17 protein-coding genes are annotated in these 23,181 nt (G+C 43.1%); 13 read left to right on the top strand and 4 right to left on the bottom strand.

What is annotated here, in order from left to right; translation table 11 throughout:
• The first annotated feature begins 63 nt into the window (after positions 1-63).
• Both EPX21_RS02250 and EPX21_RS02245 read left to right on the top strand, forming a co-directional pair.
• A complete protein-coding gene (locus EPX21_RS02250; protein WP_134088059.1) occupies positions 64-594 on the top strand; it encodes a YceI family protein in 531 nt (176 codons plus the stop codon).
• A gap of 3 nt (positions 595-597) precedes the next feature.
• Positions 598-1,152 carry an acyl-CoA thioesterase gene (locus tag EPX21_RS02245; protein WP_134088058.1) on the top strand — a complete coding sequence of 185 codons (555 nt, stop codon included), beginning with the start codon at positions 598-600 and terminating at the stop codon, positions 1,150-1,152.
• Positions 1,153-1,181: 29 nt separating this feature from the next.
• Here EPX21_RS02245 and EPX21_RS02240 read toward each other — a convergent pair whose 3' ends face one another.
• Together EPX21_RS02240 and EPX21_RS02235 are read right to left on the bottom strand one after the other, a co-directional pair.
• Positions 1,182-2,207 carry an isoaspartyl peptidase/L-asparaginase family protein gene (locus EPX21_RS02240; RefSeq protein WP_240768480.1) on the bottom strand — a complete coding sequence of 342 codons (1,026 nt, stop codon included), beginning with the start codon at positions 2,205-2,207 and terminating at the stop codon, positions 1,182-1,184.
• Between the two features lie 222 nt (positions 2,208-2,429).
• A complete protein-coding gene (locus tag EPX21_RS02235; protein ID WP_134088056.1) occupies positions 2,430-2,957 on the bottom strand; it encodes a DinB family protein in 528 nt (175 codons plus the stop codon).
• A gap of 439 nt (positions 2,958-3,396) precedes the next feature.
• On the opposite strand from EPX21_RS02235, the gene EPX21_RS02230 reads away from it, so the two are divergent.
• The 5 genes from EPX21_RS02230 (at position 3,397) to EPX21_RS02210 (ending at position 13,557) form a co-directional block, all read left to right on the top strand.
• Entirely contained in the window at positions 3,397-4,566 is a 1,170-nt protein-coding gene (locus EPX21_RS02230) for a Pycsar system effector family protein (RefSeq protein ID WP_134088055.1), read from the top strand.
• A gap of 8 nt (positions 4,567-4,574) precedes the next feature.
• On the top strand, positions 4,575-6,620 hold the full coding sequence (gene ppk1, locus EPX21_RS02225) for a polyphosphate kinase 1 (protein WP_134088054.1): 2,046 nt from the start codon (positions 4,575-4,577) through the stop codon (positions 6,618-6,620).
• Between the two features lie 20 nt (positions 6,621-6,640).
• Positions 6,641-7,492 (top strand): SdiA-regulated domain-containing protein, encoded by an 852-nt coding sequence (locus tag EPX21_RS02220; RefSeq protein WP_134088053.1) that lies wholly within the window; start codon positions 6,641-6,643, stop codon positions 7,490-7,492.
• Between the two features lie 82 nt (positions 7,493-7,574).
• Positions 7,575-11,195 carry a BamA/TamA family outer membrane protein gene (locus EPX21_RS02215; RefSeq protein WP_134088052.1) on the top strand — a complete coding sequence of 1,207 codons (3,621 nt, stop codon included), beginning with the start codon at positions 7,575-7,577 and terminating at the stop codon, positions 11,193-11,195.
• A 22-nt stretch (positions 11,196-11,217) separates the two neighbouring features.
• Positions 11,218-13,557: a GAF domain-containing protein gene (locus tag EPX21_RS02210; protein ID WP_134088051.1), complete on the top strand. Its 2,340-nt coding sequence runs from the start codon at positions 11,218-11,220 to the stop codon at positions 13,555-13,557.
• Between the two features lie 2 nt (positions 13,558-13,559).
• On the opposite strand, the gene EPX21_RS02205 is transcribed toward EPX21_RS02210, so the two are convergent.
• On the bottom strand, positions 13,560-14,405 hold the full coding sequence (locus EPX21_RS02205) for a phosphatase PAP2 family protein (RefSeq protein WP_166670661.1): 846 nt from the start codon (positions 14,403-14,405) through the stop codon (positions 13,560-13,562).
• Between the two features lie 175 nt (positions 14,406-14,580).
• On the opposite strand from EPX21_RS02205, the gene EPX21_RS02200 reads away from it, so the two are divergent.
• On the top strand, positions 14,581-16,362 hold the full coding sequence (locus tag EPX21_RS02200) for an ABC transporter ATP-binding protein (RefSeq protein WP_134088049.1): 1,782 nt from the start codon (positions 14,581-14,583) through the stop codon (positions 16,360-16,362).
• 53 nt (positions 16,363-16,415) lie between these two features.
• Here the strand turns inward: EPX21_RS02200 and leuS are convergent, their stop codons facing one another.
• Positions 16,416-19,202: a leucine--tRNA ligase gene (gene leuS, locus EPX21_RS02195; protein ID WP_134088048.1), complete on the bottom strand. Its 2,787-nt coding sequence runs from the start codon at positions 19,200-19,202 to the stop codon at positions 16,416-16,418.
• A gap of 102 nt (positions 19,203-19,304) precedes the next feature.
• On the opposite strand from leuS, the gene EPX21_RS02190 reads away from it, so the two are divergent.
• From EPX21_RS02190 to EPX21_RS02170, 5 genes are all read left to right on the top strand, one after another.
• The gene (locus EPX21_RS02190) at positions 19,305-20,183 is read left to right on the top strand and encodes an ABC transporter permease (protein WP_134088047.1); all 879 of its coding nucleotides are present in this window, start codon (positions 19,305-19,307) and stop codon (positions 20,181-20,183) included.
• Between the two features lie 31 nt (positions 20,184-20,214).
• Positions 20,215-20,448, top strand: coding sequence for a DUF3098 domain-containing protein (locus EPX21_RS02185; protein ID WP_134088046.1), 234 nt, complete (start codon positions 20,215-20,217; stop codon positions 20,446-20,448).
• A gap of 7 nt (positions 20,449-20,455) precedes the next feature.
• Positions 20,456-21,250 (top strand): undecaprenyl-diphosphate phosphatase, encoded by a 795-nt coding sequence (locus EPX21_RS02180; RefSeq protein ID WP_134088045.1) that lies wholly within the window; start codon positions 20,456-20,458, stop codon positions 21,248-21,250.
• Entirely contained in the window at positions 21,250-21,999 is a 750-nt protein-coding gene (gene truB / locus EPX21_RS02175) for a tRNA pseudouridine(55) synthase TruB (RefSeq protein WP_134088044.1), read from the top strand. The genes EPX21_RS02180 and truB overlap by 1 nt, the downstream gene beginning before the upstream one ends.
• A 203-nt stretch (positions 22,000-22,202) precedes the next feature.
• Positions 22,203-23,177 (top strand): bifunctional riboflavin kinase/FAD synthetase, encoded by a 975-nt coding sequence (locus EPX21_RS02170; RefSeq protein ID WP_134088043.1) that lies wholly within the window; start codon positions 22,203-22,205, stop codon positions 23,175-23,177.
• The last annotated feature ends 4 nt before the right edge of the window (positions 23,178-23,181 follow it).

The raw sequence follows: 23,181 nt of genomic DNA, 5'->3' as shown, positions 1-23,181 counted from the left end.
ATATCCGCAGCGTAGCATTTTATGTTCACTTTTTTAATAAATTATTTTTTGCAGTTGACGCATATGACAAAATGGGAAATCGACACCAAACATTCAGAAATCCATTTCAAAGTAAAACACATGCTTATTTCTACGGTGACCGGCCTATTTACCACATTTGAGGGAACGGTCGATACCGAAAAGCCGGACAGTTTCGCGCATGCCTCGGTTTACTTAACCATCGATACCAACAGCGTGTACACAAACGAAGCCTATCGCGATGATCACCTTAAGTCGTCCTCCTTCTTTGACGTCGCCCAATACCCGCATATCACCTTCAGGTCCACGAGCTTAGAGCCGAAAGATAAGGATGGCGAATTTATATTAAAAGGCATGCTCACAATCAAAGATGTTACGAACGAAATAACATTATTGGCAGTTTTCGGAGGCATGGCGGAAGAGAAGAATACAACCAAAGCTGGCTTTCAAGTGTCTGGAACCCTAAATAGAAGGCATTTTGGACTCAGCTACAACCCTTTAATGGAAGCTGGCGGCATGGTTCTGTCGGAGGAAATAGCGCTCATAGCGGATGTCGAACTAATTAAACGATCTTAATTTATGAATAATTTTAAAAAGGTTGCTGAATCTCAAACAGTCATGACTGAGCTCATGATTCCGTCGTATTCAAACTTTGGCGGAAAAATACATGGCGGGGTTATTTTATCACTCATGGACAAAGTGGCCTATGTATGTGCCGCCAAGCATGCTGAAACCTATTGCGTTACCGCTTCCATTGATTTGGTTGACTTTCGAGCATCTGTAGAAGTGGGTGAAATTATTTCATTGCTCGCCTCGGTAAATTATGTGGGCAATTCGTCACTTGTTGTAGGTATTAAGGTGCTAGCAGAAAATGTAAAAACACATGCCATTAAACACACAAATTCCAGTTATTTTTCGATGGTTGCTTTAGATGAGCAAACAAATAAGCCCGTTCAGGTGCCCGGGCTTATCTTAGAAAATGAGATCGAAATACAGCGCTTTATTACGGCAATGCATCGGAAAGAATTGAATCGCTATTATAAGCAAGAAGGTGAACGTTTAAAATCAGATTTTAAAAATCAGGATTTTATCGAAGTCTTGAAAAAAGAGCGATGTATGCTAAAGCAGCCGTAGTAGCTTTGCATTTTTTTTGAACCGGCTAGTTAATCTTTATAAATTTCTACCTCCACTACACCTTCTTCGGTTACAGCGCCCCGATACATGCCTGAGGTATTGAAAGGCATCGCCATGTTTCCTTCTTTGTCCAATGCGATTAAGCCGCCATTACCACCACCTTTTGCCACCTTGGCAAGGCTCGTTTCAGCAGCTTCCTTCACGCTCAGGTTTTTATATTCCATAAGCGCAGCTATGTCGTAGGCCACTACGTTTCGGATATAAAATTCTCCCCACCCCGTACAGGAAACTGCTACCGACTCATTATTGGCATAGGTGCCCGCACCGATAATTGGAGCGTCGCCGATCCTTCCAAACTTTTTATTGGTCATGCCGCCCGTTGATGTACCTGCTGCCAGATTACCTTGATCATCCAAGGCTACGCACCCTACCGTACCGAACTTATAATCCTGAATGCCTCCGCCGAGTCGCTCAGTAGCATGATTTACCTGCTTCTTCGCATCTTGTTGGCGCGCTCTTTGGAGACCGTCCCAACGCTCCTTTGTATAAAAATAAGAAGGATCCACTATTGCCAAACCTACTTCCTTAGCAAACGCTTCTGCACCTTCTCTGGCGAGCAACACGTGTTCCGACTTTTCCATTACGGCACGCGCCGCACTGATGGGATTCCGCAAAGTAGTAACCCCTGCCACCGCACCTGCACTTAGTGTCTTTCCGTCCATGACAGCAGCATCTAACTCATTTTTCCCGTCGTGCGTAAAAACCGCCCCCTTCCCTGCATTGAACAAAGGGGAGTCTTCCAGCACCCTTACAGTCTTCTCCACGGCATCCAATGCGCTACCGTGCTGTTTTATAACATCATAACCGACTTGCAGGGCTTCCTTTAATTTATCCCTATAGGCTTGCTCCTGCTCTGCAGTCATACGCCCGCGCTCGATAGTCCCTGCGCCGCCATGTATAACCAAAACATATTTCTCCGCTTTGTTCTGCGCTTGAACGACGTTGATTAGGACAGCAAACAATAAAATAGATCTTAAGAATAGTTTAACTTTCACTTCATTTATACGATTTAGTCGCGTAAATATATACATTTTTATTACCAACAAAGGCATTTCTCCGGAATCGACCAAAAAATAACCCAATTACCGGAAACCGCACATCAAAAATGAAGAAAACCATTAAAATCTCATGCATTTGGAGAAATAAAGAAACAAAAACCACCACGTCTACTCGCTTCGCATCGCCGTCTTACCAAAAACACCACCCCGCCCGTCTTATTATTGGCCCATTATATTGTAGAAGTTATAGTCCGTCATGGGAGCATCGATAAATCCCAATTGTCGGCCAATGCTAACAATCTGTCCTCGGTGGTAGGTGTTGTGATTCACACACTGTATTATGTATTCGGACGCTGAAAACTCACAGGTAAACCAAGGACTATCAACCAAAATCACTTCCTGTAATTGACTTCCTTCCAGCGCATTCACATAATCTGTAATCTGGGCTGATTGCTCCACCAAACGCGACATAGTTTCATCAAGGGGAATCAAACCCGCTTCGCCTCTGAAACCGCCCTTTTTACTGATTACAGAAAACCAATAGTCTTGCACCTTCCGCATATGATCCAAGGTTAAGTAAATACTCGAAAAACTGGAAGGCACCTCTTTTTCTAACAATTCTTCCGGTTTTGTTTTTAACCAGTTAATCAGTTTCATATTGGTCCATAAATTGTAATCAACGTAATTTCTCACCAAGGTGGTAAAGGCTGCCGACTCGCTTTTGAAGCCTATTTTTTCTTGCATCATAATTGATAAATTTTAATAAACCAAAGAAAAAAACGGCGGCTGACAACAGTATGTCACTGCACCATTTTTTTTATGACAAGTTGTTACCTTCGGAATCCCTTCAGATAGATGGAATGTTAAAAGCAGATTTCATAAACAGTTGCAGAAAGTATGCGGACAAGCCCAACAGATACGAAAGGAGTATGTGGTGTTTTCAGACCGAGCTTACCGAAAAGGTCGAATCGACATTTTGGAAACGTTTTTGTCCAAGAGATTGGTTTACCACAGTCCTTCCTTTTTATCCCCATACGAAAAGAACGCCCGGAAAAACTTTGCAACAGAACTAGCCGGCTTAAGCCGCACTGACATTTAAGCCAATGACACATTAAAATCGCTTTGACATGCGTTGTATTATACTCGCAATTTGACTAAGTTTGTTCATAAATGCCAAAAAAATTAGATGGATTACCAGGCTATTACCCAAGAGGCGGAAAATTGGATCAAGGATTACATCCATGCGCGGAACAACACGGCCTTATGTTTCCATGATATGAAGCACACCCTTCAAGTAGTGGATGCCACCAAGAAAATAGGAGCGTATTACCAACTATCGGAGCGAGACAATTTTATTGTCGGAATTGCTGCTTACTTTCACGATGTGGGCTATTACACCGGGCCACCCGATAAGCATGAGGTACGGAGTGCCGAGATCGCCGAACGCTTTTTACGGGAAAGGCAGGTGGAAGATGCCCTTGTGGACGCCGTTAAGAACTGTATTATTGCCACGCGAATGCCACAAAATCCACAAAACTTGCTGGAGAAGATTCTTTGCGACGCCGATCTATACCATTTCGGAAGTGATGGTTTTAACGAACGAAACAAGTTGATGCGAAAAGAAGCAGAACGTTGCCGGGGTAAAGCGATTGACAAAGAGGCGTGGCGTAAAGGCACGATTGATTTAATGGAAAAACACCGCTATCATACCGAATATGCTAACCTTTTCTTGAATGACAAAAAACGGAAGAATTTGGACTCCTTAACAAAAGCCGACCGTACTTCAATTATGGAAGACGATAAAAAGAATAAAAAAGAGAAAGACAAACGCCCTGATCGAGGAATTGAGACGATGTTTCGGGTTACTTCTACCAATAATCAACGGTTGAGCGATATGGCAGATAACAAAAGCAACATCCTCATTACCGTAAATTCGATTATTCTATCGGTCATTATTGCATTGCTGCTGCGAAAACTGGACAGCAATGAACACCTTGTATTACCTACGTTTGTCCTCTTAGCAGTGAGCTTGTCGACCATGGTAACAGCTATTTTGGCGACCCGTCCTTATATCCCTAACGGCGTTTTTTCAGCGGAAGATATGAAGGAGCAAAAGGTAAACTTACTCTTTTTCGGCAATTTTTATAAGATGGGCCTGCAGGAATACGACGAGGGCATGCGCACCGTGATGGAAGACCGCAACTTTTTATACGGCACTTTAATTAAAGACGTTTATTCACAAGGAGTTGTACTCGGCAGAAAATACCGCTTGCTTAGAATTGCCTATAATATCTTTATGTACGGCTTAATCGCCTCCGTGCTTTCTTTCATCGTAACGATATTAATTTTTCAATAACGGTCGCCATGCTAAAAAAAAGGAAGAAGCTGTTAAATAGCCGGGATCTAAGCTGGCTCTCTTTCAATGGAAGAGTATTAGAGGAGGCCGCCAAAGAAGATGTTCCTTTGCTCGAACGTTTAAAGTTTCTCGCGATCTATTCATCGAATCTAGATGAGTTCTATCGGGTACGAATACCCGTCCTGATGGCACTGAAGCAGCTAAAAAAGCAAGACGCCGTTCCCAATAAGCTTATCAAAAAAGGCCTTTTAAAGAAAACAAAAAAAATAATCGAAAGCCAACAGGCTTATTTCGGCACTATTTTAAAGGACGCGATCATTCCTGCCTTAAACAATCAAAATATCCGTTTAATCTATAACGAAGCAATACCGGAAATTATTAAGGAAGAAACAAACCGTTTCTTCTTCGACACCATCGCCGCTTTTATCGAAATTCATTATCCAGAGCGAACCGATTTCTTTCCAAAGAACAATCAGCTTTATTTGGCTGCCGGATTTGCCGACCATGACAATACGCTGGCACTGGTAAACATTCCATCCGATGAAGTGCCCCGGTTTTTTCGGGTTACCGTGGAAGACATTGACTATATCGTACTGATCGATGATATTATCCGGGCGCATCTTCCTTATATTTTTACGAATACGCCGACATGTATATTCTCCTTTAAAGTGACGCGGGATGCTGAGCTCGATTTACAAGACGAGTTCAGTGGAGATCTTGCAAACGAGATAGAGAAACTGTTGAACTTGCGCGATTATGGAATGGCAACCCGGCTCCTCTACCAACCGGGCGTTCCTAAATTGGTTCTAAACCGATTGATAGCATGCCTGCAACTCGAACACGCCAACCATATTGAAGGAGGCGTGTACCACAACCTACGGGATTTTTTTAGTTTCCCTATCAAGAATCCGCAACTTGAATATACAAAATTGCCCGTTAAAGAAATTTGCTACAGACAGCGCAACTTATTTGAGGAGATAAAACAGCGGGACTTACTGCTTCACACACCTTATAATTCGTACAATACGATCCTACGTTTTTTTAACGAAGCGGTCTTAAATCCGGCGGTAGAAGAAATTTATATCACCTTATATAGAGTCGCTACAAACTCGCAAATTGTGCATGCCCTTATAAGTGCCGCAAAGAACGGGAAAAAAGTAACCGTTTTTGTCGAATTGAAAGCGCGATTTGACGAGGCCAACAACATTAAATGGGCGAAACGGATGGAAAGTGCCGGCGTAAAAATTATATACAGCGATCCGAAACTTAAAGTGCATGCAAAGGTTTCATTAATAAAGCTACGGTCAGAAAACGAACACAGCTTATTAGCCTTGCTTTCAACCGGCAATTTCAATGAAAATACCGCTAAAACTTATACGGATCACTCCTTACTCACGGCGTCTCCGGCTATAACAAAAGAGACCGCTCAGCTTTTCGATTACTTGAGCGGCCCAAATTTTGGCAAAGAATGCCCGTCGCTGCTGTTTCACCACTTACTCGTTGCCAGATTTAACTTACACGCCGTCTTCATCGACCGTATTGATAACGAAATTAGACAGGCGCTAAACGGAGAAGCCGCTGGTATTATCCTAAAAGTAAATAATTTAGAGGAGGAAACACTCATTTACAAACTATATGAAGCCAGCCAAGCAGGCGTTAAGATCGACTTAATTGTAAGAGGCATCTGCAGAATCCGCCCCGGACTGCCCGGAGTGAGCGAAAACATCCGGGTGCTCCGCATCGTAGACCGTTATCTAGAACATGGTCGGATCTTCATTTTCCATAATGGCGGTAACGAACAGCTGTTTCTCGGCTCGGCCGATTGGATGGATCGAAACATCTATAGGCGTATAGAAGTTTGTTTCCCAATTTATGATGAACTATTAAAAGATCAAATTAAAGACATAATAGCTTTGCAGCTAGAAGACAATACCGCCGCCGTTCAATTGGACCAAGACGGAAACAATATCGCCCTGGCCGGCGAAACAATACGATCGCAAGAAAAAATACAAGAGCTTATTAACGCTTCGTCCAGCGATCTCGTCAATAGCTAGGATAAAAATTAAGATTACCAATGAGAGCTTTATTTACCGCATATATCGCAATGATGGCCTGTGGGGCCTGCGCCCAAAAAAAAGAGGCATCGTTCACCTCGCCAGCAAATTACCATTTGGACAGACCTGAACGAATTGAACTGCCTGCCGAATTAAAAGAGGTATCCGGTATAACCTTTTTAAACGGTGATCCGAACACCTTATTTGCACAGCAAGACGAGGATGGACATCTTTACTATTTACGCCCGGGCGATAAATCTGCCAACTATATAAAATTTGCTGAACAGGGGGATTATGAGGACCTGACTATTAACAATAAGCACTTCGTTTTACTCAGAAGCGATGGTTCCTTTTTTTCTTTTCCTCTTCAACAACCTGATCGTGCCGATACCAGGGCGGTAATGTCTGAAAAGATTCTCCCTAAAGGAGAGTACGAAAGCTTGGCGACTTCAACCGCAGATAACCGTTTGTATGTTTTATGTAAGCAATGCAATGTTGACAAAAAAACATCCCAGACGACTGGTTATGTAATTAAACTGGAAGCAAACGGCAAACTTACACGAACAGAAAGCTTTGTTATTGACAATAAAGAGATTAGCAAACACACAAAGCTAAAGGGCAAAGCCTTTCGACCTTCAGCATTGGCCAAAAACGAAAAAACAAACGAATGGTACATCCTATCTTCTATCAATAAACTTTTAGTGATTGCCGACAATAATTGGAAGGTAAAGGAGGCACATTTATTGGATCCGAAGCTTTTCAATCAACCGGAAGGGATGGCTTTCGACAAGGACAACAATCTCTATATTAGCAACGAAGCAGGTGACACAGAAAAAGCTACGTTACTGAAATTCGTTTATCAAAAGCAATAACTGACTGAGGGCTCCGGGTAACAGGGAAGGAAACGCCAACCACGTTCTTTTCTGAAACAACAGAAGCATTTTAATAATGCATATGAACAACAAACTTGTACTTATTTCTTTCGCACTTGCATGTATGGCCTTTCTTTCAGGCCATACACAAGAGCCGCTCATAAGGAGCCGTAGCATTTTTATAGGCGATGCCGGCGAAGTGAACGCGTCCCAGAGTGCTGTTATCGCCGGCGCTGCGGAACAGGTTCTCAAGAGCAAAACAACCGTCTTTTTCTTAGGCGATAATATCTATCCCCGGGGAATGTCCTTAAGCCCGTCAGAAAAAGGAGAATCGGAAGAGATACTAAAGGCGCAATTCAGTCCGTTTCGCACCAAGCAGGTCCCCGTGTATTTTCTGCCTGGAAACCACGATTGGGATCGCTCCGGTAAAAAAGGACTCGAAAAAATCAGAGCGCAGTCGCACTTTCTCCAAGCGCTTGGAGATCCCCTACTAAAAATGGTACCCGGCAATGGCTGTCCCGACCCGGTAGAAATTAATATTTCAGACAACCTGACGGTTATTGCCTACGATAGTGAATGGTGGCTCTTCCCTTTCAGCAAGTCCAGCCGAGACACTTCTTGCAATTGCAATAGCAGGGAGGATGTCATCGAGCGCTTGGAAGGTTTACTCTATAAAAATCGGGACAAAACGGTATTGCTCGCTTCTCATCATCCCTTTTTATCATACGGAGTACATGGAGGCCACTTTTCATGGAAGGATCATCTATTCCCGCTTACCAATTTAAATAAGAGCCTTTATCTCCCATTACCTTTAATCGGATCGTTATACCCCATTTTAAGGTCGACTGTATTTCTACATCCTGAAGACATCAGCCACCCCGCTTATCAGCGTATGATGCGCGATATAAAAACCACAGTAGACAATTCCCCTAATTTGCTATACATGGCAGGACATGAACATGGTCTTCAGCTCTTGCTTGATGAAAGCAATTTACAAATAGTGAGCGGCGGTGGCGCTAAAAAAAGCTTCATTAAAGACGGAAAAAAAGCGCTATTTGCCGCTAGCAAAATGGGCTTCGTTGTCGTTGACGAGTGGATGGACAAGACGCAACACATTCGTTTTTTTGCTTTGACCGATGGGACGGTTAGAGAAGTATACAGCTACAAGAAGACTTACATCGACCCCATTCCTTTAGGTGATTCACTTTTCCTCCGCAGCTCAAACGAAGATAGTACCTTAGTGCAAGCAAACCCGACTTACAACCGCGTCGGAAAACTTCATCGGAAGCTTTTTGGAGAGAACTACCGACAAGAATGGGCCGCGCAAACAAAGGTGCCTATTATCCGGATCTCGTCCTTCCAGGGGGGGCTGACTCCCCTAAAGCGCGGCGGAGGAATGCAAACGGTCTCGCTGCGACTGGCCGACAAAAACGGAAAAGAGTGGGTTATTCGAAGCGTCAACAAAAATACGGACGCACTACTACCGGTGGAGTTGAGACAAACTTTCGCACACGATTTCCTCGATGATGCCAATAGCGCCCAACACCCCTATTCGGCATTGATGATTCCGCCATTGGCGGAGGCCGTAAAAATCGCTCATAGTAACCCCATTATCGGTATCATAGCGCCCGACAGTGCCCTCGGAGCCTACAACGCCGTATTTGCAAATACCTTATGCCTAATAGAGGAACGGGAACCGCTGGGCGACTCCGATAATACGCTAAAAATGCTGAATAAAGTTAACCACGACAATGACGACATTTATAAAGCAAAAACTTTTCTCAGAGCCAGGATGCTAGATCTTCTGGTAGGCGATTGGGACAGACATGAAGATCAATGGAGGTGGTATGACACACGCGAGGGAAAAGACAAGGACTATTTACCCGTCCCCCGGGATAGAGACCAAGCATTCAGGAAAGTGGAGGGCTTCTTCCCAAATGTCATGTCCCGTAGCTGGGCACTGCCAACATTACAGGGTTTTCGAAGCACCATCGATCGCCCAAAATATTCCCTGTTTAAATCCGACTTCTTAAATGCGCATCCTAAAAATCAATTTACTCACGATGAGTGGATGGAAATCACGAATGAGTTTGTCAACGACATGAGCGATGAGGTGCTAGAAGAAGCGCTTAAAAAACTCCCCACTTCTTCCTATGCCATCCGCCACGACTCGCTTTTCAGCGAACTGAAGCAAAGAAGAGCCGCCATTTCAAACGCGATGGAAACCTATTATCAGTTTACCAATAGCATCGTGGATATCAAATTAAGTGATAAGCACGAATGGGTTGAAGTCAAAGACGGAACGGATAAAGGCGTAAAAGTGACTGTCAGGAAAATAAACAAAGACGGGGAAAGGAAAGGCAAATTAATGGAAAAAGAGTATGCCCCTTCTTTAACGAAAGAGATTCGGATTTATTTGGCTAATGGCGACGACAGCGTATATATCGAAAATAAGCATCCCCATATCAAACTGCGGGTTATTGGAGGACAAGGCCGCAAGGTTTATCATATCGACTCAACGGCACGGCCTGTTAAGATTTATGACTCTGGGCAGCAATCTTCTTTTTCAGGGCAATTGTCTAAGCTAAGAAAACACCTATCAACAGATAGTGCCAACCTCGCTTTTGTTCCTGTAAATTTATACAGCGTCTGGATGCCCTTAGTTACGGTTGGCTTTAATGCGGACGATGGCGTGATGATTGGGGGCGGATTTAGGTATACACACCAAAGAGGCTTTCGCAAAAGCCCTTTTGCAAACCAACAGCAGCTTTTAATTTCTGGAGCCCTCGCAACTGGCGCCGTTAAAGTGAAATATAAAGGAGTTTGGAAGGAAACCGTAGGAAAAGCAGATCTGCTCGCAGACGTGAATATATACGCGCCGAATAATACGCAAAACTTTTTCGGACTAGGCAACAATTCCAGTTATGACAAAGAAAACCATTCCGTAAGGTATTATCGAAGCCGTTTTAACTTATACGAGGCACATTCCGCACTGCGATGGACGCCGGACGAAACGTCTTCCATTTCCGTCGGACCGTCCTTGCAGCTTTACTACTACGATTCGGACGATAACGTCGGACGCTTTATCAACAATACCAACGAGTTGCATACATACGACAGCTTAACGATCGCAAAAGATAAACTTTTTGCCGGTTTTAATGCGTCATTCCTAAAAGACAACAGAAATGACAAAATATTGACTACAGAAGGAGGCTACGTCAAATTGGACATCCAGGGGCTGACTGGACTTAATGGGTATTCCAAATCCTTCCTGCAGGCAAAAGCCGAAATTGCCGTTTATAAGAGTATTAGCAGCGAAGCGATCACCTTTTCAAATCGACTTGGCGGAGGAACCACCCTGGGGCAAACGACTTTTTACCAATCGCTGTTTCTAGGCGGCCAAGGCAACCTGTGGGGATATCGGCAATATCGCTTTGCCGGAGAACATTTATTTTTTAATAATTTTGAAGCCAGAATTAAACTGGCTCAAATAGGAAGTTATATTTTGCCGGGACAACTTGGACTGCTAGCTTTTTATGATATCGGAAAAGTTTGGGTAGATGGACTAGACAATCGGTCGATGCATCAAGGTACCGGCGCAGGATTGTATTATGCGCCGGCAAGAATTGCACTTTTGCAACTGGTAGCTGGCCATTCAAAGGAAGGGTGGTATCCTTATTTTACCATGGGATTCCGTTTTTAACAAGTAAATCCTCACATTAATCATGTTTACGCAAGTATTAGATTTATCAGAAAATAAAAAAGACCTTTTAGGCAAACTAGATATACAGCTTTCAATTGATGGTTTTATTGAGCACTTAAGAAAGCTGGCGGGCGCGGAAGACAATGCAAAGCATGAAATGCTGGAATTTCTTCTTCATAAATTCGTAGAAGCGAGAGCCGTCTACGGACCGCTAACGGAAGAAAATCTGAACGACTACAGCCGTGTATTATTCTATGTCTACAACTTGCTCGTTCCTCCACTGGAAGATGAACGCGAAATGCTTTGGGCACTAGCAACTCCTTTGGGTAAAAATGTTTTTTACGGCACAACGGGTTTTTATAATTTAATTCGTCAAGAGTTCTGTGAGGAGACCTTTAACGACATTAAAGAAAGCAAGCATAAACATGAATTAATTGAACAATCTATTTATAGCTTGCTGCTGGAACGTTTTTATGAAATCCCACCCTTTGAAGATGAAGTCATGGAATTCTCTTCGAAAGATCAAACGACAAACCTGCGCAGGTATTACGCTGTCCAAATTGACAAGCGTTTCGTAGAGATCAAGCCTAAAATAACACTGCCTGAACTGGACTATAAAAAAATTAGGCAAAGCAATGTGCAGCAATTCGAATGGAAGTTCCTGCGTGAAATGCTCCCGCTTAACCAATTCGCCTTCACTGGTTTTTCTATCATCACAGTGAAAGAAGTCACACCAGATCGCGTTATGCAAAACATCAGGGATATTGTCAGCCGGAATTCGGATGATGAAATCGAACAAGCATACGATATACTGGAAGAATCGCTCCGGACGCTAACCGGAAACCACCATATCAAGTTTGGGCTATCGCCCATATTACAGCTTAACAACAAGCCTATATTAGATCAGGTATACATGCATGGGAGTATATTACCCGACCTGCTTAAGAAGAAAACGCCGCACTGTCAAGAGGCAAACCTTACGGAATCTTATCTCCTCAATCCGCAAATCATCGTATACAATATAGGCATCGAATTTGGAGATCCTAATTTTAAATTCCTGAACGATCTTTCCGATTTAGGCCTTACTTCTTACGTATGCATACCTTTATATTACAATAGCGCGGTAATTGGATTACTAGAGGTCTATACCAACGACGGACATATGGTCGACAAAATAGCACTCGCTAAACTACGCCGGGCTGCTCCGCTATTAGCACAATTGCTGTACGACCAAGCGAATAGATTCAATGCCCGCATCGATGCCATTATTAAAGAGAAATTCACTTCCCTACAACCGGCTGTTCAGTGGAAATTCAATGAAGCCGCTTATGAGTATCTGAAGAAAGTCGTCCCACAAAAACCAAAACCGACTATTGAGAATATTCAGTTTAAAAACGTATATCCTTTATATGGCGCTATCGATATAAGAAACTCTACAATTGAACGGAATAAAGCACTGGTTGCTGACTACAAAACACAATTGGGTTTACTCAAACAAGTACTGCAAGAAATCAAGAGCATCTACAGCATCGCCATACTGGACGAAATGGAATTTAATTGTGATAAGTGGCTCATGCAATTAGATGCCAGTCCAATCGACGTGGTGCAAATGAAGGTGAAGGACTTCATGGAGAAAGAAGTGTATATGCTTTTAATGCATTTCAAAAACAGCCATTCAGCGTTGACGGAAATTATCGAAAAATATGAGCAAGAGATCGTAGAGGAAACCGGAAAAGCTTATCAACACCGCAGAGCGCTCGAATCTTCCATCGCCACTATCAATACGGCAGTGAATGGATACTTAGAACTCTTAAATGACGAAATACAACGATCTTACCCCTGTTATTTTGAGAAATTCAGAACAGATGGCGTTGAATACGACATCTATATCGGTCAGTCCATTGCGCCGGAAAAACCCTTTGACGTGCTTTACCTCAAGAATGTACGCCTGTGGCAACTCACCTCGATGGCTTCTATTGCTAAAATAACGCATACCCTTCTGCAACAAATGGAAACGCCGCTGGAAACAACACAGCTGATATTTATCAATGGAAACGACATTGACATCAGCTTTAGAGTGGATGAAAGGCGCTTCGACGTGGAAGGTGCATACAATATCCGATATCATATCATAAAAAAGAGAATAGACAAAGTACACTTAAAGGACTCTTACGAAAGGCTCACTCAACCCGGAAAAATTGCCTTGGTCTATTATGACGCAAGGGAAATTAAAGAGTATATCGGCTATATTAATTACCTTCAAAATAAGGACATCTTATTAGACGACATGGAAGAGCTTGAGCTCGAGGAGCTGCAAGGCGTAAGTGGGTTAAAAGCAATCCGAATCGGCGTAAAGTGTTAATCCTAAAACGTTCCTATCACGCCGATTCCACGTGGAGCGGGTGTAATATTCCAGGTAATTTGATTTTGCTTCTTGAACGGATTCTTATACTTGTTCTCTTCCATGCGACGAACAACTGCTTTGGTACAGAACCACGATATAGCGCCTCCGAATGCCATGTCCGACAGCCAATGTGAATCACTGTACATCCGACTGGCAAGCGTAACGCCGGCTGTACTGTAAAACAAGGCTTTTAACAGCGGACTTTTAACGCGGTGGCCCAGTACCAACGCACTGACTGTAGCAATTTGAATATGTCCGGACGGAAATGAATGATAGCCCGCATCGGGAGAAAAAGGATCAAAAGCCCAGGGCCCTACGTTGGTTCCCGGCCGCGCTCTTCCTACCGCGGTTTTCATAAAGGTCTGTATGGCCCCACTCGTCAAATAGGCTGCGCCCAACATAAGCCCCGTTTCCCGAGCCCATTCGTCCTTTATAACGAAGCCGGTGAGGTAAAATCCTCCCGTCATGATGAAGGCGGCATAAGGCTTACCATAGTGAAAGCCAGCGCGTTCAATGCCATCCCAAAATTTCGAATCGCGGTTTTGCCAAAAAGTCCTGTTAGGCTTGTCTAAAGTTATCATTAAAGCGGATCCGCCTAATACAGCACCTACTTTAAGCCAGTCATTTCCTTTCCAACGAATGGGACTGGATACGGTGTGAGCTACTCCGTCAATAAAGCGTATGGCGTCTGAGGTGATTTTCGGTTCACTAAGACTGTCGACAGATAGGCTGTCATTCATCGCATAAGCAGCAAACTCCATGGTACTAAAAATCAGTATAAATACTGCCCTGCCAAAATAATTCATGTATATTGTTTTAAAAAAACGGTATTGGCGCGCAAAATATAGAATTTCGGTAAGAAAGTAAAACGAACTTTCCATTTTCAGAAGGCATGCAGCCAATACAATTCCCTTTTGACGGTTTCATAACAATTTTATAATAAAAGATGATCTATCTTTACCTCCTAATATTTATCCTACCATGAGATTACTCCTTAAGTATTTAAGTAGACATAAATGGCTTATCTTCCTGGCCTTGGTTTTAGCAGCGATTAATCAGGTTTTCTCTTTGCTGAACCCTTACATCCTCGGGAACTTGATTATTGATCCCTATGCCAACAAAGCCCAACAATTTAGGGAAACCGGCGCAGATAATGCCTTCTTTAAAGGGATTGTAATCGGCCTGTTAATGATTATTGGCGTAGCCATGATCTCTCGGATAGCCAAGGCATTTCAGGATTATGTGGTCAATGTAATTATACAGAAGTTTGGAGCAAGGCTCTATACCGATGGTCTTCGCCACGCCCTCCGTTTACCTTTTCAGGATTTTGAAGATCAACGTAGCGGTGAGACACTTTCTGTACTGCAAAAAGTAAGAGCTGATTGCGAAAAGTTCATCACAAGCTTCGTCAATGTTTTATTCGCAACCTTAGTGGGCATCGTTTTTGTCGTCATCGTGGCCTTTAAATTAAGCCCCTTATTACCCTTGATTTATTTAGTGGGCGCCGTTGTCCTTGCTATTTTAACGAGTGTTTTAAGTCGAAAAGTCAAATTCATCCAGAAGAATATTGTGAGCGAAACCACCGCCTTGGCGGGATCCACAACGGAGTCGCTACGCAACATCGAGTTGGTAAAAAGCCTCGGCCTTACCCAGCAAGAAATTAGCCGGCTCAATGATACCACTATGAAAATCCTCCAATTGGAGTTGAAAAAAGTAAAGAGCATTCGATCCGTAAGTTTTGTGCAGGGAACCTTTGTCAACTTTTTACAACAGTGTATCATGTTTGCATTATTGTTTTTTGTCTTTCGTGATAAGATCACTGTTGGCCAGATGATGATGATGCAGTTTTACTCGTTCTTTATTTTTGGCCCGCTGCAGGAATTAGGCAACATCATTATGTCCTATCGTGAAGCGGAAGCATCGTTGAATAACCTTCAGCGTCTGTTAAACAGAAAAGTAGAATACCAACCCAGCTCACCCGAAAAAATTGATGCCATTCGGCAATTGAGATTTGAGGATGTACATTTTCAACATCAATCTGCCACACGACCGGCGCTTGATGGGATTTCGTTTGAGGTTGCCCGGGGCGAAACGATCGCTTTTGTAGGCCCTTCGGGCTCTGGTAAAACAACATTGGTAAAATTGCTGGTCGGCCTCTACCACCCAACAGCCGGACACGTATATTACAACGACTTTAAAGATAACGAAATAGACTTTGAGGAGCTGAGGCATCAAATAGGATTTGTAACCCAAGACACTCAGTTATTCTCGGGCACCATCCGAGAAAACCTGCTTTTTGTAAATCCCGCTGCAACGGATGAAATGATCTTGAACGTGATAAAAAAAGCATCGGGACAGCATATTCTGGCGAGAGCGGAAAAAGGATTGGAGACGGTTATTGGCGAAGGCGGCTTAAAATTATCGGGTGGCGAAAGACAGCGTTTGTCTATTGCCCGTGCTCTGTTGAGAGAACCTCGTTTGCTTATTTTCGACGAGGCAACGTCCGCCTTGGATTCGATTACAGAAGAAGCAATTACGAACACTATTCGAGAAATTACAGCGCAAAGACAACATTTAACGATTATGATCGCTCACCGGCTATCAACAATCATGTATGCGGATAAAATCTATGTATTGGAAAAAGGAAAGATAGTAGAAACCGGCAACCATTTGGACTTACTGTCTTTCAAAGGCCTGTATTATGCCATGTGGCGCCAGCAAATTGGAGAACGCAAGGTGGAAGATACGCTGGAAGCGAACTAATAAATAGAAGCCCGCTGTGGGCACTTTCATCTACAGCGGGCTTAAAGAAGGTCTTAAACAACGACATTCACAATTTTTCCTTTCACAACGATTACCTTTTTAGGCGTTTTGCCATCCAGATAACGTTGAACATCCTCGTTGGCCAATACTTCCTGCTCAATATCTTTTACGTCCAGACTTAACGACATATTGATCTTTAACCTCATTTTCCCGTTAAAAGAAATCGGATACTCGAACTCGTCTTCTACCAAGTATTCCGGATTAAACGTCGGATAAGCCGTATAGGACAAAGTGCCCGCTTCATTGCCTAACAAAGACCACAGCTCTTCGCAAATATGCGGTGCATAAGGCGATAATACAATAACGAGATCCTGTAAAACAGCGCGTTTATTACACTTTAGGTCTGTCAGTTCGTTCACACAGATCATAAAACTCGAAACGGATGTATTGAATGAAAAGCGCTCTATGTCGTCTTCCACTTTTCTTATTATTTTATGCAGCGATTTCAATTCCGCCTTTGTTGCAGCCGCATCTGAAACGGAAAAATTGCCCGATGCATCGTGGAACAGACGCCAAAATTTACGCAAAAATTTATGAACGCCTTCAATCCCATTGGTATTCCACGGCTTACTTTGTTCCAAAGGCCCCAAGAACATTTCATACATCCGCAAGGTATCTGCTCCGTATTGCTCTATGATATCATCTGGATTAACCACATTGAATTTCGATTTGGACATCTTTTCGACCTCGTGTCCGCAAACATATTTGCCTTCTTCTAAAATAAATTCAGCTTGCGCATATTCCGGCCGGGATGCTTTGAATTTATCCAAATTTAAAACATCATTGTTGACAATATTGACGTCCACGTGCAAGGCGATTGTTCTATACTGATCCTTCAGTCCGAAAGAAACGAAAGTGTTGGTACCTACACCGTTTTCATCTAATAAACGATACACGAAATTGGAGCGTCCCTGTATCATCCCTTGATTTATTAACTTTTTAAAGGGCTCTTCCTCCTGTACTTTTCCAATATCTTTCAGAAACTTATTCCAAAACCGGCTATACAGCAAGTGCCCCGTTGCGTGTTCCGATCCGCCGATATAAAGGTCAACCGCTTGCCAATAGTTTATCGCTTCTTCTGAAGCGAAGTGAGCCGAATTATGTGCATCCATATAGCGATACCAATACCAGCTGGAACCAGCCCACCCGGGCATTGTACTCAACTCGTATTCGTAGCTTCCTTGATATTTCCAATCGACAGCACGACCCAATGGAGGCTCGCCGCTTTCAGTTGGCAGATATTTATCTACCTCAGGCAACAGTAAAGGCAGTTCCTCTTCTTTTATTAAATGAGGCAAGCCATCTTTAAAATAAACGGGCACCGGCTCCCCCCAATAACGTTGCCGCCCAAAAATGGCATCGCGCATCCGATAATTAACTTTTGCCTTTCCGATACCGCGCTCCTCCAGTACGGCAATTAACTTTGGAACAGCTTCCTGGTAAGACAAGCCATTAATAAGCTCAGAGTTAATATAAACCCCTTCCTTTCGGCTATCAGCCTCTTCTTCGATCGCTTGGGTGTCGAGAATCTTTAGGATCGGCAATTGGAAATGTTTAGCAAACAGGTAATCACGTTGATCGCCTGAGGGAACTCCCATAACAGCCCCCGTACCGTAGCCAGCCAACACATAATCAGCTATCCAGACGGGAATCTGCTTGCCAGTCAATGGATGAACGGCATAACTTCCCGTAAAAGCGCCGGTAACGGACCGGGCATCAGCCATCCTGTCGCGCTCCGACTTCTTTTTTGTTTGCTCGATATAGTTGTCGACATGCCCACGTTGTTCATCTGTTGTAATGTGCGGAACCAGTTCATGTTCAGGCGCCAGTACAAGAAAACTCACCCCGTAAATGGTGTCCACCCGTGTAGTGAATACTTCAATGCTTTGGTCATCCATCCCGGCCAAAGTAAACTTTACGCTCGCACCGATACTTTTTCCAATCCAGTTACGTTGCATCTCAACCAACGGCTCTGGCCAATCCACCGTATCCAAGCCCTGAAGCAACCGCTCAGCATAAGCGGTGATCCGCATACTCCATTGCATCATCTTCTTTTGAATGACCGGATAGCCGCCGCGCTCGGAAACGCCATCTTTAACCTCGTCATTTGCTAGTACGGTGCCCAAAGCAGGGCACCAATTTACCGTACTTTCCTTTAAATAAGCCAATCGATACTTCAGCAACTCGGCCGCCTTTTCCTGTTCCGAAAAATGTCGCCATTGATCCGCAGAAAAAGTTAGTACATCTTCATCGCATACCGCACGGACGCCAGCACTTCCCTCCTTCTCAAAAACATGAATTAAGGTATCAATAGGCTCTGCCTTATCACTCGCCGTATTATAGAACGAATTAAAGAGCTGCATAAAAATCCATTGGGTCCATTTATAATAAGACGGGTCGCTGGTCCTTATCTCTCGGCTCCAGTCAAATGAAAAACCAATGTTATCTAGCTGCTCGCGATAGCGATTAATATTCCTCTCTGTTGTGATTGCCGGATGTTGCCCGGTTTGAATAGCATATTGTTCGGCCGGCAACCCAAACGAATCATATCCCATTGGATGCAACACATTATAGCCACGCAGCCTCTTATACCGTGAAAAAACGTCTGAAGCTATATAGCCTAGCGGATGGCCCACATGAAGACCTGCTCCGGAAGGATAGGGAAACATATCCAACACATAATATTTTGGCTTATCCGACGTATTATTAACTTTGAATGTTTGATTGGAAGCCCAAAATCGCTGCCACTTTTTCTCTATAGTCTTAAATTGATAGTCCATTATAACACATTACAGTATGACTTGCGAAAGTACGAAAAATCTCACATCTCATGTCCTATATCTCATATGTAATTATTAATTTCGCATTTCAATTAGTTGCATATGGAAGAATTTGAAGTAAGTGCATCATCAAGAAGAACAAAATCCGTCTATATATCCACGGTGATCAGTATTGCGTTGGTATTGCTGATGACGGGATTGCTGGGATTGATCCTCGTTCACGCTAAAAATCTTTCCAACTATGTAAAAGAGAACATTGTACTGAATATCATCGTTAACGATGGCGTCACTGAGGCTGACATTCTCAGTCTGCAAAAAGAACTCGACGGAAATCCTGCAGTGCTTCGCACACAATACGTAAGTAAAGAGCTTGCTGCCAGAAATCTTCAGAACGATTTAGGCGAGGATTTTGTGAAATTTTTGGGCTATAACCCGCTTCTTTCTTCCATTGATGTCTATTTAAAGGCTGACTACGCCAATAAGGCGGGAGTAGAAACCTTCACGAAGCAGGTTTCAGGCAACAGCATGGTGAAAGAGGTAGTCTATCAAGATTCGTTAATTGATATGGTGAACAAGAATATTCGCGTTATCGGCTTAATTATATTGGCTTTTGCCGCCATCCTATTGATTATCGCTGTAGCACTGATAAACAATACCATTCGCTTGGCCATCTATTCACAACGTTTTTTGATAAAAAGTATGCAGATGGTAGGTGCTACCAAAGGCTTCATTCGCCGTCCATTTTTAGGCTATGGTATACTCCACGGCTTATTGGGAGCCCTGATTGCGATTATTTTATTATTGCTCACCCTATATTTCGCACAAGAGCAAATTCCGGAAATCGTCATTCTCCGCAATTACTTTGAATTTGCCCTGATCTTTATCGGTGTTATCTGTTTAGGTATCATCATTTCCAGCGCCAGTACTTACTTTGCGGTCAGCAAATACCTGCGCTTGCGAATGAACGATCTTTATCGGTAATACGCTTTCATTTTAATTTAATCTTCGCATTATGCCTCAAGAAAAAAAGAAAGTAGCTCAAAATGAACAGAAATCAAATTTTGTTTTCGGGAAACTAAACTATCAATTAATGTTATTAAGCATCGCTATCGTTATCATTGGCTTTGTATTGATGGCAGGAAAAACAGATATCTACAGTTTTACGAAAATCACCTTAGCTCCTATTGTGGTGGTGGCAGGCTTTGCGCTGGGTATTGTGGCGATTTTAAAAAACCCAACAAAATAATCCATAGATGACCTTAATAGAAACGATTGTTTTAGCCATTGTAGAAGGGCTTACTGAATTTTTGCCCGTTTCATCCACAGGCCACTTAATCATCGCTACCGCTTTAATGGGCATCGAGCCATCGGCCTTCGTAAAATTGTTTACAGTAGCCATTCAACTAGGAACCATCTTATCGGTTGTGGTTCTGTATTTCAAACGCTTCTTTCGATCGTGGTCTTTCTACTTGAAGCTATTGGTTGCATTTATACCGGCGGCCTTTTTTGGTCTGTTGTTTAGCGATGTGATAGACAACATGCTTGAAAGCCCCATGGTAGTAGCTATAACCTTAGTTTTAGGGGGGATAATTTTATTATTTGTGGATCGGTGGTTTAACGCCCCCGTCACTGATGATTCAGATGACGTCTCTTATTTTACAGCCTTTAAGATAGGCCTTTTCCAATGCCTTGCGATGATTCCCGGCACCTCCCGCTCGGGCGCCACCATTGTTGGTGGGATGACGCAAAAGCTCTCGCGCAAAGCCGCCGCTGAATTTTCTTTCTTTTTGGCTGTACCGACCATGTTTGGTGCTACGGCTAAAAAATTGCTGGATTTTTATAAAGAGGGTAATCAATTCACAGCAGACGAATATAACGCGCTGATAATGGGTAATGTAGTCGGCTTTGTTGTAGCGGTTATTGCCATCAAAAGCTTCATTGGTTATGTGACAAAATACGGCTTTAAAGCCTTTGGGTGGTACAGGATTGTAGTCGGTGGGATTATTATTGTGATGCTTTTAAGCGGTCACAGTTTATCAGTGCTTTAATGGACGACGAAAAAGAAAAATACGTTTTTCCCGAGTTCGACTTTGCCCAGGGCGAAGTACTTTTAATTGACAAGCCCTATGAATGGACAAGCTTTGACGTTGTGAGTAAAATCCGTAACTCCTTAAAGCCGTTGAAGCTTAAGGTAGGCCATGCAGGCACCTTAGATCCCTTAGCAACAGGCTTATTAATTGTCTGTACGGGTAAACGCACGAAAACAATCGATGAGCTTCAGGCGCAGGAAAAAGAATATACCGGAACCTTTATGCTCGGCGCGAGCACGCCGTCTTATGACTTGGAAACGGAGCCCGATTATTTCTTTGATATCGCGCACATTACGGAGCAAGATCTGCATAATGCGTGCAAACAATTTATTGGCGCGCTCGATCAATACCCCCCTGCGCATTCGGCGGTGAAGGTGCAAGGCGAACGGTTGTATGAAAAAGCCCGGCGAGGGGAATCGGTTGAACTAAAAACGCGTAAAGTAACCATTTTTGAGCTGGAACTAACCCGTATTGCCCTTCCGGAGGTCGATTTCAGGGTCGTCTGCAGCAAAGGAACCTATATCCGCTCGCTTGCCCATGACTTTGGAAAAGCAGTCGGAGCAGGCGCCTATCTCCGTAGCTTAAGAAGAACGCGTAGCGGTTCTTTTCATGTAAAAAATGCTTGGGATGTGCTGGCACTGGCCAATCATATACGCTTATTGAAAGAAAAGGGATTATTACTGCATAAAGAGAAAGAACATTCATAATTCTCGAACAAAGCCATCGCCAATTTATAATAAATGTGTATCTTGGAGGAAAGCGCGACACATCGATTTTTTAGCCTAAGACATCACATACAATAGCGAAATGAAGTCCATTCCGAATATAAGTGGTATACAGTTTAATATTGACGCACAGAACAATTATTATTTATTCGAGCGCGCATCGGCAAATAAAAAGAAATAGTTAGATGAAAATATACAGAAACATTGAAGATTTTATACCGCTTGATAATGCTGTGGTAACGATTGGAACCTTTGATGGCGTTCATATAGGACATCAAAAAATAATAAGCAGCCTTCGCGAATACGCTCAAAAAATAAATGGTGAAACGGTGCTTTTGACTTTTTTTCCGCATCCAAGGATGATTTTGCATCCAGATGACGACAGTTTACGCCTCATTAACACCATCGAGGAAAAAGCTGATCGCCTTGCCGAAAGCGGAATAGACCACCTCATTATTACGCCCTTTACGCGCGACTTCTCGAATCAATCGGCGGAGGAGTATATCCGCGAGATTTTAGTGAGCAAAATAGGGACTAAACGAATCATCATAGGATACGACCACCATTTTGGCAAAGATCGAAAGGGATCGTTGGTTGATTTATTGAAATTTGCAGAGCAATACCATTATACGGTACAGGAGATTCCTGAGCAGGACATTAATGATGTTGCCGTTTCATCAACAAAAATACGCGAGGCACTTATTATCGGAGAAATTGCTATTGCCAATAAATACCTCGGCTATCCGTTCCACATTACCGGAAAAGTAGTAAAAGGCCAGCAATTAGGTCGAGCCATTGGCTATCCCACGGCAAATATCGAAGTGCCCGAAAGCTATAAATTAATACCGGCTTACGGCATATATGCCGTACAAGCTACCGTTATAGAACATAACGAAATGGCAACGGGCGTATATATCCCCGTAAAAAAAGGCCCTATGTTAAAAGGCATGGGCTATATAGGAACACGGCCTACCGTTAACGGTGTGAATCGGAGTATTGAGATTAATTTTTTCGACCTCGACGAACAGCTATACGGCAAAACGCTGCAAATTCACTTTTTGCATTTTGTTCGTCATGATCATAAATTCGACAGCATTGAAGAAATGACCGCTCAGCTAGCTCAAGATGAAAAGAAAATAAAAGAGCTGCTGTTGGAGTGACTCT

The sequence above is a fragment of the Olivibacter sp. XZL3 genome, from assembly GCF_004368405.1.
GTDB lineage: Bacteria > Bacteroidota > Bacteroidia > Sphingobacteriales > Sphingobacteriaceae > Olivibacter.
The sequence above is the reverse complement of the archived record's forward strand: the minus strand, read 5'-3'. Positions and strand labels throughout refer to the sequence as shown.

Bases quoted from the DNA above. Each gene is read 5' to 3' on its own strand.
- EPX21_RS02250 (WP_134088059.1), top strand. From the start codon at position 64: ATGACAAAATGGGAAATCGACACCAAACATTCAGAAATCCATTTCAAA.
- EPX21_RS02245 (WP_134088058.1), top strand. From the start codon at position 598: ATGAATAATTTTAAAAAGGTTGCTGAATCTCAAACAGTCATGACTGAG.
- EPX21_RS02235 (WP_134088056.1), bottom strand. From the start codon at position 2,957: ATGATGCAAGAAAAAATAGGCTTCAAAAGCGAGTCGGCAGCCTTTACC.
- EPX21_RS02230 (WP_134088055.1), top strand. From the start codon at position 3,397: ATGGATTACCAGGCTATTACCCAAGAGGCGGAAAATTGGATCAAGGAT.
- ppk1 (WP_134088054.1), top strand. From the start codon at position 4,575: ATGCTAAAAAAAAGGAAGAAGCTGTTAAATAGCCGGGATCTAAGCTGG.
- EPX21_RS02220 (WP_134088053.1), top strand. From the start codon at position 6,641: ATGAGAGCTTTATTTACCGCATATATCGCAATGATGGCCTGTGGGGCC.
- EPX21_RS02215 (WP_134088052.1), top strand. From the start codon at position 7,575: ATGAACAACAAACTTGTACTTATTTCTTTCGCACTTGCATGTATGGCC.
- EPX21_RS02210 (WP_134088051.1), top strand. From the start codon at position 11,218: ATGTTTACGCAAGTATTAGATTTATCAGAAAATAAAAAAGACCTTTTA.
- EPX21_RS02205 (WP_166670661.1), bottom strand. From the start codon at position 14,405: ATGAATTATTTTGGCAGGGCAGTATTTATACTGATTTTTAGTACCATG.
- EPX21_RS02200 (WP_134088049.1), top strand. From the start codon at position 14,581: ATGAGATTACTCCTTAAGTATTTAAGTAGACATAAATGGCTTATCTTC.
- leuS (WP_134088048.1), bottom strand. From the start codon at position 19,202: ATGGACTATCAATTTAAGACTATAGAGAAAAAGTGGCAGCGATTTTGG.
- EPX21_RS02190 (WP_134088047.1), top strand. From the start codon at position 19,305: ATGGAAGAATTTGAAGTAAGTGCATCATCAAGAAGAACAAAATCCGTC.
- EPX21_RS02185 (WP_134088046.1), top strand. From the start codon at position 20,215: ATGCCTCAAGAAAAAAAGAAAGTAGCTCAAAATGAACAGAAATCAAAT.
- EPX21_RS02180 (WP_134088045.1), top strand. From the start codon at position 20,456: ATGACCTTAATAGAAACGATTGTTTTAGCCATTGTAGAAGGGCTTACT.
- truB (WP_134088044.1), top strand. From the start codon at position 21,250: ATGGACGACGAAAAAGAAAAATACGTTTTTCCCGAGTTCGACTTTGCC.
- EPX21_RS02170 (WP_134088043.1), top strand. From the start codon at position 22,203: ATGAAAATATACAGAAACATTGAAGATTTTATACCGCTTGATAATGCT.